This is a genomic window from Pedobacter aquatilis (genome assembly GCF_032678425.1).
Taxonomy (GTDB): Bacteria; Bacteroidota; Bacteroidia; order Sphingobacteriales; family Sphingobacteriaceae; genus Pedobacter; species Pedobacter aquatilis_B.
The window spans coordinates 700,225-715,191 of record NZ_JAVTSG010000002.1 but is presented as its reverse complement, the minus strand read 5'-3'; the positions used below and the strand labels follow the sequence as shown (position 1 = coordinate 715,191).

The window sequence follows — 14,967 nt, the reverse complement described above, 5'->3', positions numbered from 1 at the left end:
CTCATTTACATCTATTATGAAAAAACGTTTATCTTTTTTGATTTTAGCCCTCTTTGTAATCACTGTTAATGCGCAAGTGCCACATTTAAGTGGAAAGGTCGAAATCTCGATGGCTACAGGTATGATTACCTGCGATTTTACCTTAAGTAATATTCCTGACTTTGGGAAAGACTATCAAATCCTTCTGAATAAAGGCTTTAACATTAAAGCCTTTAAAGATTCTTTGAATAACACACTGAGTTATGACGGATTTTACAACGGAAAAATGAGAGGCGAAGGTTTAACCTACAGTCCACTAAAAGGAAAAGAGGTTTTACAAAATCCTAAAAAACTACACATCAGTTACACCGGAGCATTTCCTATTTATAAGGATACCTTAAATTTTATCGATTTTAAAGGACTAATTGCCTTTAACGGTAAAACCATGCGTGCAACTGACCAATCTAAATGGTATCCTGTAATTTATGATGTAAAAAACGACAGGCAGATTGAACAACTTACTTTTAATATTCAAGTGATAAGTAAAGATGCCAAAACAATTTTTGTAAATGGTGATTTACCAAAAAACGGCCCCTCTGCTAATTTCTCCTCAAAAGTACCCCTATCGCCTATGCTCTTTGTGGGGAATTATGGCGTTCAAAATACTAAAAACGCGATGTTCCTCAATACTTCAATGAATGAAAAACAACTGCAAATCTTTGAAGAAAACATAGCAAAAATTAAAGCCTATTACTCAAAAAATCTTGGCATTCCTTATGAAACTAAAAATGTATTTATAGAGCATGAGCCAATCGAAAAGTTCAATAAAGGTAGAAGTTGGGGTTTTGTATCGTTCCCTGTTATTGCTTTTGCCGGAATCAAGCTTGGCGACATGATTAATGAAGAAAAATCAGCCCTAAAAGATTCAACGGATTATCCTTTTATAGCTCACGAAATCGGTCATTATTATTTTGGGGATGTTTTGCAACCAAATTCAACATTGTTCTGGTTTTTCCTCGAATCAACAGCAGAATATCTATCTGTGAAAGCAGCAGAAGCTAATTTTGGAAAGAATTTCACCACCAAATATTTTAGAGAACGTGGTAATGAGCTTAAAAGTTTTAAAGCAGTGCCATTAAATAAAATTACAGATATGAACCAAATCAATGGCACATATAGGTACTACTATGGACCATTTTTACTTAGGGGCTTAGAACAAATTATTGGAGAAAAACGAATGTTTAAGTATTTAACTACAATTTTAAAAGCTGAAAAATCATTTACCAACTACGATTTTCTTAAGCAAAATGCAATCAAATCGGGCATTACCGAAAAAGAATGGGCAACTTTTGAAAAAGAATTTATTCTTTCTGAAAACGCCGTATCTTTGGTTAAATAATTATTATCAAATTGAAAATAAATCTAAAAACAACCGCTCAAACCCTCTTAGCAGCGATAATATTAAGTTCAGTATTTAGTGCATGTTCAAATAATAAGGCTACAGAAACCATAGCGCAAAATACAACAGCAGATAATGAAAAAACCGATACTGCAACCTTAAAACCTGCTGATGCTAAAACCATTTTAGCCAGAAAGGAAGTACCGGTTTTGTGTTATCATCAAATCCGAAATAATATTGCTAGCGACAGCAAAAGGGCTCACGACGATATTATTGCTCCAGATAAGTTTAGAGAACACATGAAAATGTTAGCCGATAGTGGTTATCATTCAATTTTGCCCGACCAACTTTATGATTACCTGGTTTATGGAAAAAAACTGCCTGAAAAACCAATAATGATAACCTTTGATGATACCGATGAAGACCAATATACCGTTGGAAATGCGACGTTAAAAAAATATGGCTTTAAGGGTGTTTATTTCATTATGACGGTTTCAATAGGCAGAAAAGGTAGAATCAATTATATGACTAAAGAGCAGATTAAGCAATTAGCTGATGAGGGAAATACAATTGCAAGCCACACTTACGATCATAAAAACTTCGCACAGTTTACCGATGAAGATTGGAAAACCCAGATTGACGAACCAACCAAAAAACTCGAAGAAATTACAGGTAAAAAAGTAGAATATTTTGCCTATCCATACGGCGTTTACAAGGCGGCCAATTTACCGAAGTTAAAGGAACATGGCTTTAAGGCAGCATTTATTTTATCAACGGCAAGAGATGAAAATTATCCATTATACACCATCAGAAGGATAATCGACCCGGGTAGATATACTGCAAAAAACCTCCATTACAGCATCAATAAAAGCTTTAATAAAACAAAAGCTAAATCATAACTGTAGATTAGTTAAGAAAAACACATAACGACTACCCGTTTCATATGAAAAATTTAATTTACCTGGGCTTTTTTTGCCTGCTTATAACTGCTGCCTGTAATAACCCTAAATATGAAAATGATTCAGCAACTGCTGATTCTACAAAAAATATAAAAACTGAATTAACCGCTAATTTTTATAAACGTTTAGAAGGTACAATTGCTGGTAAACCCGTTGTTATGCATTTACAAAGCGTAGATAATGATTACAGCGGAGTTTATTCTTACAACGGTTCGTGGTTAAACCTTTCTACCGATACCTTAATTGGAAAAGATAGTGTTTTATTAAATGAAAACGGCTTCTATGATTACTATTTCGATAAGGATGCTAAGCAATCTCGCCTAAATTTAAAATGGACGGGAAATGGATTCAACGGAACCTGGAAAAATGATAAGGAAAACAAAACTTATCCGATTGCGCTAACCGAAAAATATCCGGAAGGCAGTTATCAGTTTGAAGCCGGTATTTATCAGGACTCTATAAAAGCGATGGTTAATGAAGAAAAATCGCCCGTTGCGCAAATTAGTTTTGAATACCTTAAACCTAAATCTAAAGATGAATCAAGCGTTTGGTTAGACAAACAATTAAAGCAAATTTTCAACCGTCAGATGACTCAAACAGATAGGCATATTGGATTTAAAAAGATTGCTTCTGCTTACTTTGAGGATTACAAAACCCAGATTAAAGACCAGCAAAAAAACGCTAAAGACCGTGGTTTTTTACAGTGGATGAATTATACCAACAATTCGCAACAATCTATCGCTTACAATGATAATGATTACGTGGTTATTGATTTCCTGGCGGATGCTTACACCGGTGGCGCACATGGAAATTATAGCAGCACCATGTTCTGTTTCGATGTTAAAAATAAAAAGCAAATGGTTTTAAGCGATGTGGTAAAAATCGATTCGAATACTCTACAAAAGATAGTTGAGCAAAACCTGCGTAAAAACTACAACATTAAACCATCCGAACAATTGAGCAGTGTATTGTTTGATAACTTTATAAAGCCAAACAAGAATTTCTATTTCAATGCAAATGGTTTAGCTTTTATGTACAACCCTTACGAAGTAGCCAGTTATGCGCAAGGACAAATTGTAGTTTTCATTCCTTATAGCGATTTAAAAGCGTATTTAGTTCCGGCTTTTGCCGATAGAATGAAAATTAAATAATTGTTTTTAAACAAGGAAAATTTTCAAATTCCGTCATGCTGAACTTGTTTCAGCATCTGAGTAGAAAACACTTACAAAATCTCCTGAATCAAATACTTTCTCCCGTTAAAATTCAACTCCTCGCCTACTTTTCTACCAATAAAAAGTTTGCCAATTGGTGCCGCCTGTGAAACTGCAAAATACTTTTGCCCTTCAAAATTCAATTCGCCTGCACTAATGCTGATGTAAAAATTACCTTCGGAGGTCAAAACCAGACTACCATTTTTCACCTCTTTAGCAGCATCTACATTTTCAATTTGCTGTAATGCAATCTTCTGCTGACCTGCTTCATACAAAAGTTTACTGTTTCTATCCATTTCCTGCTGCATCATTTCGCGGGTAGTCTCGTACTTATCACCTGCACTACTTTTGGTATCATCATTTGAAGCTTGTCTGGCCTGCTCCATAGAATATTCAATATTTTCTATTCTATTTTGAATAAAAGTTAAGCACAGCTGATACAGTTGAGATTTTAAGGCAGACATATATTAAGATGGAAAATGGATTGATGTAAAATGGATAATGTAAAATGGGTAATGTATTATTTGCGAAGTGCTAAAGCTTGTTTGAGAATTGATTTTATCTTTTGCTCTGGGATATCATCAACATGGTTAATCAGTAAAATTTTCATTCGGGCTCTTTTCTCTTGCAACAAATCTTCGTGGTTAATTTTATTTCCATCAACCCAACCAATGTAAGGCTGATGGATTTTTTTGTGAATCCAAAGATAACAGAACATTTTACCTTTGTAATAATAAAACGGCATTCCGTATTTCCAATGTTCAGTTACATCGGTATTATCTAACAAAAGTAACCTCAAATATTGAAGGCAACCTTTAACTGGCTCATCTTTTTGCTCGAAGAAATTATCTAATGGATTAAGCATATTTTAAGCACTCGATTTATTGTTTTATGGCTAAATTGTTGGGCATTTTTACTAACCAACTAACCAACTAACCAACTAACCAACTATTCCTCTATCCAACTCACCTTTTCTTCCATCGAAGTGCGATTTGGCGCCCAGGGCTTCTCGTTATGATAGCCCATATAAAATAAGCCAATGCATTTTTCATTTTCCTTCAACCCTAAGAAATTACCTAAATCGTGTATCAATGGCGGCGAACTCCAATAAGCCCCAACTTTTAAACTTTCAGCCGTAAGTGCCATATTTTGTACTGCACAAGAAACAGCAGCCAGTTCTTCCCACTCTGGAATTTTACCACTCACGGCCATATTTATAGCAATTATGCAATCGGCCTGACTGGTTTTTTCTGCAAAACTATCGAATTTCTTTTGCAGGAAATTCTGAGGTGAAACCAAATCTTTATATAAACGACCAAGCTCTGCACCTAATTTAGCCAAACCAGCCTTTCTGATTACAGTAAAGCGCCAAGGCTGTGTTAATTTATGCGTAGGTGCATAATTGGCCGTTTCCAATATCTGATTAATAACCTCAACCGGAATTTCTTTTTTAATATAACTAGCCGGAAAAATACTACGGCGTTCTTTTATAACTTGTGATATGATATCGTAATTGCTCATATTGTAAAAATAGCTAAATTGAAAAGATTAAAGTGAGCGAAATAAAGTTTTGACGTTGAGATAGCGGAAAGACTGAGCTGAAAGAATAAAGCGGAAAGACTAAAGATGAAAGACTAAGCGAAAAGAATAAAGCAGAGAGACTAAAGCTAAAAGACTAATACTGAAAGCCCTTAATCCCAACAGAAAGCATTGGTAAATCTTTCTATCTTGATACTTGATACTAAATACTTGATACAAACGGCTTGATACTAACTACTTGATACCCACCAACTGCTTCCTAATCTGCTTAACCTTCGCAAAAAAAGCAATACTTTCCTTATCTACTAAAAACTCCATCGTTTCGGTAAGTTCAGTTTTAATCCAGTTATGTTTATAAATTAAGTTTGCTAGAATATTTAAGCAATGTGATTTAACTGCAACTGGAACTTTTTCATCGATTAACCAAGCGAAAACAACCTCAACAATATCGTCTGTTTCGTAATTATTTATAATCTCTTTAATTTCAGTTGATGCTTTTTTATTGGTCATAAAAGCTAGAACTTTAACATAATGCCTTAAAGCAGATAGATTTTGTTGTAAAGGAAGTTTTTCTAAAAAATAAGCAGCGTCAGGTATAAAATTAATCTGATGATTGGAATAAACGCGTTCCAAAATCCAGGCGGCTCTGAATCCAATTTGCTCATCTTGATGGAAACTTAAATCGATTAAATCTCTGGTAGAAAAGGTATTGTTTGAGGCAAGAATTTCTGTTTCAATTTTTCCGATGGGTGCTTTTATGATATTGATTAAATCCATTGATACTAAAATAGCATTTTACCAGCTCTTCGAGATGTTCCGTAGGGCATCTCAAGGTTTAAATAATGAGGATTTCAAATCCTCTTTTATTACGGATTCAGGATGCGTTTCGCTAACATCCATAATAGCGGGTGAAATTAAAAAAATATTGCCATCTACTGAACAAGATGGCAATAAATGTAGAATCAGAAATATCTGATTTATTGACTAATTTTCTGGCACAAAAACTTTATTCCCAAAAATATCTGTTTTATAAGTACCGATTTTCTTTCCATTTTTATCCTCAACAATAGTATCTCCGAAAATATCTACTTTTTGCTTAGAAATAAGATTACCCCTTTCATCTTCTATAATTGTATCACCGAAAATATCTGTTTTCTGTTTACCAATCGTACGGCCATTTCCATCCTCAATTGTAGTATTTCCAAAAATATCTTTTTTGTAAACACCAATGACTTTACCCCTATCATCTTCAACAATTCTGTTGCCGAAAATATCCGTTTTTTGTTTAGTTACAGTTTCCTTTTTACCATTTCCGGGAATTATGCCTCCAAAATGATTATCCCTATCACTTTCTAAACTATTTCCGCTCTCTGTATGTATTACAGTATTGCCAAAAAAGTCTTTATTCTTCATTCCAATTACCTTACCCGATTCGTTTTCTAATACGATGTTGTTAAAGAAATCTTTTTTTTGAGTTCCAATGGTTTTGCCTTGATTATCTACGATGATGGTTTTACCAAAAAAATCCTTTTGCTGCTTTCCAATAGTGTTATCTTTTTCATCAACGATAATGGTATCGCCAAAAAAATCGACTTTATACTTGTAGCTGGTGGTTTGGCCATGAGCCAAAGGCCCAATAACGGACATGAGGATGCCCAATGTTAGTTTTTTCATAATGTTTCATTTTGTGTGTGTGGAAACAAAATACGAAAATGAAATTAAGAAATTAGCAGAGAGATGTATTTTTTTGAATACCATCTGCTAAAGCAGGCGGCAATGAAAACTAAAGCACATTCTTTATAATTCATTGCCCTTGGTTTCAACCAACGGATAAATACAAATGTAATTGGGCTTTAGCCAAAATAATACTATGGGTTTCAATATGGCCAAATACACAGTCCTCTGTTAAATAAACCAGATTGAACGGAAATACTTTTTGTTGCAGGTGTTCGATAGGCTCAGACTGGCAACAACAAAAAGATTGAAGTGAAAGCGGGACTACAATTACCAAGCAAACTGAACTTACATTTTCAAATTTAAAATAACCGTCAGCTTAAGCAGACGGCAATGAAACAAAGGCGCATAAACACAACTCAAAAAATAATACAACATTCATTGCCCTTGGTTTCAACCAACGGATAAATACAAATGCAATTAGGCTTTAGCCAAAATTATTAATCCTAAACCTTTTACCATCTACCTTTTTACCCTCAACCTTTTTGCCTATCTTTGCGGCTTATTTATTTTACAGTATGATTTCAGTTTCTAATTTATCGTTACGATACGGCAAACGCACACTATTTGAAGATGTTAACATTAAATTTACCCAAGGCAATTGCTATGGCGTAATTGGTGCTAACGGCGCAGGTAAATCTACTTTCCTGAAAATTTTATCAGGCGAAGTAAGCCAAACTTCGGGTAGCGTAGCTTTTACTCCAGGAGAAAGAATGGCGGTTTTAAAGCAAAACCACTATGAATTTGATGAGTTTTCGGTATTAGAAACCGTAATGATTGGCCATAAAGAACTGTATGCCATCATGAAAGAGAAAGACGCCATTTACATGAAGGAAGATTTTACCGAGAAAGACGGCGAACGTGCCGGAGAATTGGAAAATCTTTTCGCCGAAATGGACGGCTGGAACATGGAGAGTAATGCGGCAACCATGTTAAGTAACCTAGGTATTACTGAAGATAACCACCATAAATTATTAAAGGAATTAGATAACACTCAGAAAGTGCGTGTGTTATTGGCGCAAGCCCTTTTTGGTAATCCTGACATTTTACTATTGGATGAGCCTACCAACGATTTGGATATTGAAACCATTGCCTGGTTAGAAAACTTTTTAGCTGATTATCAAAACATTGTATTGGTTGTAAGTCACGACAGGCACTTTTTAGATGCGGTTTGTACGCACATTGTGGATATCGATTTCGCTAAAATGAGCACTTACACAGGCAACTATACTTTCTGGTATGAATCTAGTCAGCTGGCGTTAAAACAACGTAGCGACCAGAATAAGAAGATGGAAGATAAAGTGAAGGAGTTACAGGAATTTATCCGCAGATTTAGTGCGAATGCATCAAAATCTAAGCAGGCAACTTCACGTAAAAAGGCTTTAGATAAAATTGACATTACCGAAATTAAGGCATCGAGCCGTAAATATCCGGCAATTATTTTCAACAATACGGGTAGAGAAGCAGGCGACCAAATTTTACAGGTTGATGCTTTGGGCAAATCTGGCAATGACGGCATTTTATTCGATAAAGTTACCTTTATGGTGAATAAGGGTGATAAAATTGCAATTCTATCTCAAAACAGTTTGGCAACCGCAGCATTTTATGATGTATTAACGGGCAGAACACCTGCAGATAAAGGCGAGTTTAAATGGGGTGTTACCATCAGCACAGCTGATATTCCGAATGATAACTCTGAATATTTTGCAGGTAAAGATGAAAACTTGGTTGATTGGTTGCGTGAATATTCTGGAACGGATGCCGATGAACAATTTGTACGTAGCTTTTTAGGCCGTATGCTATTCTCAGGCGAGGAAGTTTTGAAAAACGTTAAAGTGCTTTCCGGTGGTGAAAAAATGCGTTGTATGTTCTCTAGAATGATGTTACAACAAGCCAATCTTTTAATGTTTGATGAGCCGACCAATCACTTGGATTTGGAATCTATTGAAGCATTAAACAACGGTATGAAAGATTTCAAAGGCGCTGTTTTATTTACATCACGAGATCACCAACTGACAGAAACAGTTGCGAACAGAATCATCGAAATTACACCAAAAGGTACAATTGATAAGTTAATGACTTATGATGAATACATTAACAATGCTGAAGTTGCTAAACTTCGCGAGGAAATGTACTCGTAAGATATTTAATAAAAATTTAATTGAAAGGGTTTTGATATTACATCAAAACCCTTTTTCTTTATAATACAAAAACCAAATATGAAAATAATCTATACGCTCCTAATCTCCCTCCTTTACATTACTTGTGCTGCCCAAAAAAGCGATTCAACTCGTGTTCGAAAAACTGCAATTGATTATAACCTAATAGAAGAGAGCACCGAATTAAAATCAAAGCCACATATTAAAAATGGTTCGGCTGAGGTTTTTCTTAATGATAAACTTATGGCCACTGGCTTATACAATCAAAATGAAAGAGTTGGCCGATGGCGCTTCTTCAAATACAAAACAGACACCATTTCTCAGATTTACAATTACAATTTAAAAAAAATAGAATATAACGTTCCTGATACAACAATAGCTTATAATATCGATTCATTAAATCAAGGTGATAAAGTTTTATATCCTGTAAAGATTGGAAATATGCATGATTTATATTCTTATCTAACATCATCTACAAAAATTCCTGAAGAATTATTTCAGAAGAACACCGACTACAAAGTAACTTTCTTTTTAACCATCAATGAGTTCGGCAAGATAACCAAACTCATTGTAGATTATAAGTTGGAAAATAATGGTAAAACCTACGAACTCGTAGACCAAAATCATCAATATAAAGATTTCGATTTTTCTCCTGCAATTGTAAACGGTAAAGCTGTAGATAGTCAAATGATTTTAAAAGTAATGGCAAGAATTACTAATTAATAAATCATAACACAAATTTTTAATAAAAAAATCATATCCACTGTAGCGTTTCTTAAGCTCGCCCCGTTTTATCAGAAAAATTGTTAATGGCCATTAAGCAGTTTTAAATTAAAAATTGATTTAGAACATTAAGATGAAAACTACTCTGAAAAACTTTAGCACAACTACAAAAATTATACTCTCACTTTTTGCAATTACTCTACTTTTCTCAGCCTGTAAAAAAAACTGGGATGACCAAAGTTCAATTACCGTTGCCGGCATAGGTTTCGTACACGCATCACCAGGAACGGGTTCATTAGATTTTATTGTGGATAACCAAAGAGCCAACAACCTTGAATTTAGTTATGGTAAAGACTTAGGTTATTACGGCGCATATCCTGGTAATCGCTTTTTTGGTATCGTAAAAAAAGACTCAACCCGCTACCTATCAACATTATCCAGCACACTAAAATCTGGTGTTTTTTATTCAGCATTTGTTGTTGATGTATTACCTAGCCCGAAAATTTTAGTTTTCGAAGATGATTTAAAAGCACCTGAAACCGATAAGGCAAAAGTTCGCTTTATAAATTTAAGTCCTGATGCACCCGCTTTAGATTTAGCCATTTCAGGTCAGACAGCAGCTTTATTCACAGCAAAAGCATACAAGGAAGCTACGCCTTTTATTTCCATCGACCCATCAGATAGCTATACTTTCCAAATTAAAGAGGGTGCCAATATTACCGCAACATTACCGGCAACTAAAATTGAAAAAGGAAAAATATACACGCTTTGGGCTAAAGGTTTAAAAAGCAAAACAGATAGCACGAAATTTAATCTGGCAATATTAAGTAACAAATAACACCTACATATGAAAGGAAAATTAACATCATCCATCATTTTGGGTGATGTTATTTTCTTTAAATTAGCGATGACATTAAAACTAATCTTCATTAAGTTCTTAAAGGGTTGATAAAAAAGATACTCAACGTAGAGGAAATTATAAAAGGCTGCAAAAAGAACGACAGTGCCGCTAAAGAAATGATGTATAAATCATTTTATGGCTATTTAATGGGTATTATTTTACGCTATGTTAAAAACAGTTACGACAGTGAAGAGCTTGTAAATGACTGTTTTATAAAGATTTTTAAGAATATTAACAGCTATCAAACACCTGCCAATGCAGTTGATCCCCAGAAAACCTTTAAAGGTTGGATGGCCAGAATAGCTTCCAGAACGGCTATAGATAAACTCCGGACGCTAAAAAATCAAAGTTATATTGATGATTTAACAGAAGATGAACACCCTGCAAGCCACGTTTCGGTTACCTCTGATTTGCATGTGCAGGATATTTTAAAATTATTGAATGAATTACCAGATACACACAGGCTTGTTTTCAATTTATATGAAATTGAAGGGTTTGCGCATGATGAAATATCAAAAATAATGAGCATTCCCGAGAGTTCGAGCAGGGTTTATTTAACCCGTGCAAAAAACAAACTACGAACGTTGTACACAAACACTTTGGTTAATTCGTATGAGAGAAATGGATAAAGAATTAATTGAACATATAAAAGATAGTCTATCGGAACACGAAGAGGTATATACTCCCGGCGCATGGGAGCGCTTTACTGTGCAGGAAGAAAAAAAACGCAGAGGTTTTGTATTATGGCCACTTTGGTCGGCCGCGGCCGTGATATTGGTTATTGGCGGATTCTTTGTCTTCAACAATAATTCAAATACGCAGCAACAAATTGCTGCTAAAAAATCTATATCAAAAGTAGAATCTAAAGGCGATACAATTTCTACTTCTGCTGTAAATCCAGGTAAGGAGGAAGTTTTAGCAAACACAGCTCTAAAACCTGCTAAGAACAAAGAAATAGCAACGGGCAATGAAAAACATTCTTTACAATCATCTCCTGAAGAACAAAACTATACCCCGGATTATAGCCAAAACACGCTTGTGCAAAATAACACCAACAATCCTGTTGTTGATTTACCTGTCGCCAGGCAAAATGAAAACTCATTATTAAACCCGAATAACACTTTCAGCATTGCGGCTTATAATAACAAAAAAGCAGAACTGATAATTGAGCAGAAAAAACCTGCTCAAACTAAATTAACCTTTGAGGATATTTTAGCCCGCGACAGCTATGCAAATAATCAAGCTAAAACAACAGATAAAACCAAAAACAGCAGTAAATGGGAACCTGGTATTTTTGTTGCGCCTTCAATGGGTAATGATAATAAAGTAAACATGAATTATGGCTTCTCACTTTCATACAATGTAGCCGATAAACTGTCAATCAGTTCGGGCATTGCTTATACCGCTTTAAGTAGTACCAGCAATCCATCAGCAAATAACAACAATTTTAATAGCTATAACGATGCTGCAGCTAGTCCGGTAATGAGTGCCAAAGGTTCATCAACGGTTAATTCGTCGAAAAGCTTAGAATCTGTTAATGCAAATCTTCGCGGTATAAATATTCCGATTGAGTTAAAATATACCATTAGTAAGAAATTTTATACTGGAATTGGTGTATCGGCATTAGCGGTTTTAAACAACCATCAAGACAATAATTACATTGTTAGCAGTGCACAAAACCGAACTGTTACCAATGTAGCAAATGGATATGCCGAGCAACAAATGCTTTTGGTAACCGAACGTGTTTCTGAACCACAGACAGAATCTACCACCGCAGCAGATAAATACATTGGTTTCTATAATTTCTCGTTAGGTTATAAACAAAAAATATCAGGCAAAAAGAATTTCGCTGTCGAACCATTTTTACGTCTTCCTATGAAAACTTTTTCAAAAGACAACCTCAACCTTACCAATGGTGGCTTAAGGTTAAAGCTGGATTTTTAAAGTTTAGACGCGATATCTTTAATTGAAGCCCTCTTTTTATAGTCTTTATCAAACTGTAAAAAGGTGATTTTACCATTTTTACCGATAATATAAGTTGCAGGAACAGGCAAAACGGCATCAAGCGCACCGTTGTTTTTAGCAACATCAATTCCATAGGTTTTATATTTCGAAACCAGACTTTCTTCCATAACAAAATCTACTTTGTAGGCTTTCATTATTTTGTATTCTCTATCTGAAATAAGCGAAAATGAAGCTTTGGTTTTTCCTTTCGTTTTAGCGATAGATTCATTTGTTTCTGGCGTTACGCCTAACACATAAGCACCTTTTGCGCTCAAACTTGTTAACGAATCCTGCAAATCTTTAATGTGTTTATTACAGTATGGGCACCATTGTCCGCGGTAAAAAAACAACACCACACTTTTATTTTCTTTTAATAATTCTTTTAATTTAATTTCTTTACCGTCGCTGTTTTTAGCAACAAAATCTGGTGCCTTATCACCCACCTTTAAACCGGTTTGAGCACGTAATCCAAAAGAAAATAGTAGCAAGAATATTGAGAAGATTGTAGTTTTCATATTGATTAAATTTAGATATAAATATAGTTTAATATTATGGAGTTAGCAGCTCAGCGTGTTCGGGAGTTTAACTAAAAAAAAGATTTCCATGTTAGTTGGGTTTAAAATAGAAAGGTTTACCTAAGTAAAATAAACCCGACAGCAGCGGGCATCCCGATTTTTCATCGGGATAAAGCGAATGGCGGGACTATCGGAACCGATACACTGCTGCAATTGCTTTTCAAAAAAAAGAATTAATAATTTTTTGCCACAGAAACACGGAAATCAGGGAATTTGCATTTTAACTGTTTTCTATACTGCAGACATATAGTAATTCCCGTTGGTTTCAACCAATCCATTATATATAACTATTCATATTCTTTGGCGTTGGTTTCAACCAACGGATAAAAAAAAGGCTTCAGGTTAAAACCCAAAGCCTATTTCTTTAATATTGTAAAGCGCTTAGTGACCTGAATGACCATCAGCACCGTGAGCGTGACCATGAGCCAACTCATCTTGTGTCGCTTCGCGAACGGTTAAAATAGTACCTGCAAACATTAGGTTTTTGCCAGCCATTGGGTGGTTTAAATCTACTGCAACAGTTTCATCATGAACGGCAGTAACACCAGCTCTGAACTGGTTACCATTGTTATCTTGCAAAGGAATTACATCACCAACATTTGGCACTTCGCCACCTGCCTCAGTAAACATTGCTTTAGGCAAGTCTGCAAAGGCACCTGGGTCGATTTCGCCATAACCATCAGCAGCTGATAATTCGAAGCTATATTCATCGCCAGCTTTTAAACCAGTTAAATGCTCTTCAAATTTAGGCAACATCATGCCTACGCCGTATAAAAATACTAAAGGATTTTCTGTATCAGCTTTTTCTACAAAAACTTGTTGTCCTTCTTCGTTAGTAGTATGTAATTCGTAAGTTAACGATACTACTGAGTTTGGTGAAATATTCATTTAAATTGTTTTATTGTACATACTTTAATGCTTCCTCAGCTTATTAACTGGCAAAGGGCATTATTATTTGCAATCGATTATCAAAACTTATTAAGGCCTTTCTAGTATTGCGAGGCAAAGATAAGTTAATTATTAAGCTAACAAAAAAGTATACTCATTTGTTCAAATAGAATACAAATAAAACATCCCAACGCATATCAAAGCTTAAAATCTATACCCCAAACCAGTTGATAAAACCTGATTTCTATCGGTAATGTAATCAGAACCTGCACCTCTAATATTCATTAAGCCTAAACCATAACCAACATTAAAGGTTAAATGCTTAGAAAACTCTATTCCAGTTACGAAATTCAATCCGAAATCAGTACGTTTAAAATCTCGACCGAAATTTATATCTACATTATACTCCTGCCCTGCTGCGCTTTTTAATTTTGTATTTCCATCAAAAGCAACTGCAAAATACGGCCCGGCACCTAGTAAAATATTACTTTTACCTACCGGAATCTTGTGCAGCAAATTTACCGGAACTTCTACATAAAAGGTTCTGATTTTACTTTTGTTTCCAAAAAACTCATTCTGACCGCCTTTACCAATCACCATTGCTCCGGTTTGTAAATACAATGCTTTTGATAATGAAAAATCTACCGTTCCGCCCACGTAAAAAGAAGTAGACATATTATAATCAACAGCACCAGGTGCATCCTGTAAATCTCGAGATTGACTGCTTGAAATAGCTGGAAAAGTAACGCCTGCTTTAATGGTAGGGACAATCTGGCTTTTTGCAGCACAGAAACTCATCACAGCAAATGCCGTTGCAATAAAATGTTTTTTCATAAGAAATTAATTTAAATAGATAGCCGCAATTTAAACCATTTGAGTTAAAACCTCATGAAGAT

Annotated in this window: 16 protein-coding genes; 8 read left to right on the top strand and 8 right to left on the bottom strand. The window is 34.9% G+C overall.

The features are described 5' to 3' along the window. The first annotated feature begins 16 nt into the window (after positions 1–16). From R2Q16_RS09225 to R2Q16_RS09215, 3 genes are read left to right on the top strand one after another with little or no spacing between them, the layout of a single operon-like run. Complete coding sequence (locus R2Q16_RS09225) at positions 17–1,378, top strand: M1 family aminopeptidase (protein WP_316736594.1); 1,362 nt, start codon at positions 17–19, stop codon at positions 1,376–1,378. 11 nt (positions 1,379–1,389) lie between these two features. Beyond that, the gene (locus R2Q16_RS09220) at positions 1,390–2,277 is read left to right on the top strand and encodes a polysaccharide deacetylase family protein (protein WP_410478156.1); all 888 of its coding nucleotides are present in this window, start codon (positions 1,390–1,392) and stop codon (positions 2,275–2,277) included. A 44-nt stretch (positions 2,278–2,321) separates the two neighbouring features. Beyond that, positions 2,322–3,488, top strand: a complete 1,167-nt coding sequence (locus tag R2Q16_RS09215; RefSeq protein WP_316736593.1) for a DUF3298 and DUF4163 domain-containing protein — start codon at positions 2,322–2,324, stop codon at positions 3,486–3,488. Positions 3,489–3,559: 71 nt separating this feature from the next. Here the strand turns inward: R2Q16_RS09215 and R2Q16_RS09210 are convergent, their stop codons facing one another. The 5 genes from R2Q16_RS09210 to R2Q16_RS09190 all read right to left on the bottom strand — a co-directional run bounded on the left by R2Q16_RS09210 (position 3,560) and on the right by R2Q16_RS09190 (position 6,761). After that, entirely contained in the window at positions 3,560–4,012 is a 453-nt protein-coding gene (locus R2Q16_RS09210) for a 3-oxoacyl-ACP synthase (protein WP_316736592.1), read from the bottom strand. 56 nt (positions 4,013–4,068) lie between these two features. Continuing rightward, complete coding sequence (locus R2Q16_RS09205; RefSeq protein ID WP_316736591.1) at positions 4,069–4,413, bottom strand: DUF1801 domain-containing protein; 345 nt, start codon at positions 4,411–4,413, stop codon at positions 4,069–4,071. An 83-nt stretch (positions 4,414–4,496) separates the two neighbouring features. Beyond that, positions 4,497–5,069: a nitroreductase gene (locus tag R2Q16_RS09200; protein ID WP_316736590.1), complete on the bottom strand. Its 573-nt coding sequence runs from the start codon at positions 5,067–5,069 to the stop codon at positions 4,497–4,499. A 252-nt stretch (positions 5,070–5,321) separates the two neighbouring features. Continuing rightward, positions 5,322–5,864, bottom strand: coding sequence for a hypothetical protein (locus R2Q16_RS09195; protein WP_316736589.1), 543 nt, complete (start codon positions 5,862–5,864; stop codon positions 5,322–5,324). 207 nt (positions 5,865–6,071) lie between these two features. Then, on the bottom strand, positions 6,072–6,761 hold the full coding sequence (locus R2Q16_RS09190; protein ID WP_316736588.1) for a hypothetical protein: 690 nt from the start codon (positions 6,759–6,761) through the stop codon (positions 6,072–6,074). 578 nt (positions 6,762–7,339) lie between these two features. Between R2Q16_RS09190 and R2Q16_RS09185 the strand changes: the two genes are divergently transcribed. The 5 genes from R2Q16_RS09185 to R2Q16_RS09165 all read left to right on the top strand — a co-directional run bounded on the left by R2Q16_RS09185 (position 7,340) and on the right by R2Q16_RS09165 (position 12,548). Beyond that, a complete protein-coding gene (locus tag R2Q16_RS09185; RefSeq protein WP_316736587.1) occupies positions 7,340–8,962 on the top strand; it encodes an ABC-F family ATP-binding cassette domain-containing protein in 1,623 nt (540 codons plus the stop codon). A 78-nt stretch (positions 8,963–9,040) separates the two neighbouring features. After that, a complete protein-coding gene (locus R2Q16_RS09180; protein ID WP_316736586.1) occupies positions 9,041–9,703 on the top strand; it encodes a hypothetical protein in 663 nt (220 codons plus the stop codon). 133 nt (positions 9,704–9,836) lie between these two features. Next, positions 9,837–10,541 (top strand): DUF4397 domain-containing protein, encoded by a 705-nt coding sequence (locus R2Q16_RS09175; RefSeq protein ID WP_316736585.1) that lies wholly within the window; start codon positions 9,837–9,839, stop codon positions 10,539–10,541. A 107-nt stretch (positions 10,542–10,648) separates the two neighbouring features. Continuing rightward, on the top strand, positions 10,649–11,233 hold the full coding sequence (locus R2Q16_RS09170) for an RNA polymerase sigma factor (RefSeq protein ID WP_316736583.1): 585 nt from the start codon (positions 10,649–10,651) through the stop codon (positions 11,231–11,233). Beyond that, entirely contained in the window at positions 11,226–12,548 is a 1,323-nt protein-coding gene (locus R2Q16_RS09165) for a hypothetical protein (protein ID WP_316736582.1), read from the top strand. Before R2Q16_RS09170 ends, R2Q16_RS09165 begins: the two co-directional genes overlap by 8 nt. Here the strand turns inward: R2Q16_RS09165 and R2Q16_RS09160 are convergent. The 3 genes from R2Q16_RS09160 to R2Q16_RS09150 all read right to left on the bottom strand — a co-directional run bounded on the left by R2Q16_RS09160 (position 12,545) and on the right by R2Q16_RS09150 (position 14,905). Further along, positions 12,545–13,123 carry a peroxiredoxin family protein gene (locus R2Q16_RS09160; protein WP_316736581.1) on the bottom strand — a complete coding sequence of 193 codons (579 nt, stop codon included), beginning with the start codon at positions 13,121–13,123 and terminating at the stop codon, positions 12,545–12,547. The two genes, R2Q16_RS09165 and R2Q16_RS09160, sit on opposite strands and share 4 nt — an antisense overlap. 441 nt (positions 13,124–13,564) lie before the next feature. After that, on the bottom strand, positions 13,565–14,071 hold the full coding sequence (locus R2Q16_RS09155; RefSeq protein WP_316736580.1) for a peptidylprolyl isomerase: 507 nt from the start codon (positions 14,069–14,071) through the stop codon (positions 13,565–13,567). 204 nt (positions 14,072–14,275) lie between these two features. Beyond that, complete coding sequence (locus R2Q16_RS09150; protein ID WP_316736578.1) at positions 14,276–14,905, bottom strand: porin family protein; 630 nt, start codon at positions 14,903–14,905, stop codon at positions 14,276–14,278. Positions 14,906–14,967 lie beyond the last annotated feature (62 nt).

Bases quoted from the DNA above. Each gene is read 5' to 3' on its own strand.
- R2Q16_RS09225 (WP_316736594.1), top strand. From the start codon at position 17: ATGAAAAAACGTTTATCTTTTTTGATTTTAGCCCTCTTTGTAATCACT.
- R2Q16_RS09215 (WP_316736593.1), top strand. From the start codon at position 2,322: ATGAAAAATTTAATTTACCTGGGCTTTTTTTGCCTGCTTATAACTGCT.
- R2Q16_RS09210 (WP_316736592.1), bottom strand. From the start codon at position 4,012: ATGTCTGCCTTAAAATCTCAACTGTATCAGCTGTGCTTAACTTTTATT.
- R2Q16_RS09205 (WP_316736591.1), bottom strand. From the start codon at position 4,413: ATGCTTAATCCATTAGATAATTTCTTCGAGCAAAAAGATGAGCCAGTT.
- R2Q16_RS09200 (WP_316736590.1), bottom strand. From the start codon at position 5,069: ATGAGCAATTACGATATCATATCACAAGTTATAAAAGAACGCCGTAGT.
- R2Q16_RS09195 (WP_316736589.1), bottom strand. From the start codon at position 5,864: ATGGATTTAATCAATATCATAAAAGCACCCATCGGAAAAATTGAAACA.
- R2Q16_RS09190 (WP_316736588.1), bottom strand. From the start codon at position 6,761: ATGAAAAAACTAACATTGGGCATCCTCATGTCCGTTATTGGGCCTTTG.
- R2Q16_RS09185 (WP_316736587.1), top strand. From the start codon at position 7,340: ATGATTTCAGTTTCTAATTTATCGTTACGATACGGCAAACGCACACTA.
- R2Q16_RS09180 (WP_316736586.1), top strand. From the start codon at position 9,041: ATGAAAATAATCTATACGCTCCTAATCTCCCTCCTTTACATTACTTGT.
- R2Q16_RS09175 (WP_316736585.1), top strand. From the start codon at position 9,837: ATGAAAACTACTCTGAAAAACTTTAGCACAACTACAAAAATTATACTC.
- R2Q16_RS09165 (WP_316736582.1), top strand. From the start codon at position 11,226: ATGGATAAAGAATTAATTGAACATATAAAAGATAGTCTATCGGAACAC.
- R2Q16_RS09160 (WP_316736581.1), bottom strand. From the start codon at position 13,123: ATGAAAACTACAATCTTCTCAATATTCTTGCTACTATTTTCTTTTGGA.
- R2Q16_RS09155 (WP_316736580.1), bottom strand. From the start codon at position 14,071: ATGAATATTTCACCAAACTCAGTAGTATCGTTAACTTACGAATTACAT.
- R2Q16_RS09150 (WP_316736578.1), bottom strand. From the start codon at position 14,905: ATGAAAAAACATTTTATTGCAACGGCATTTGCTGTGATGAGTTTCTGT.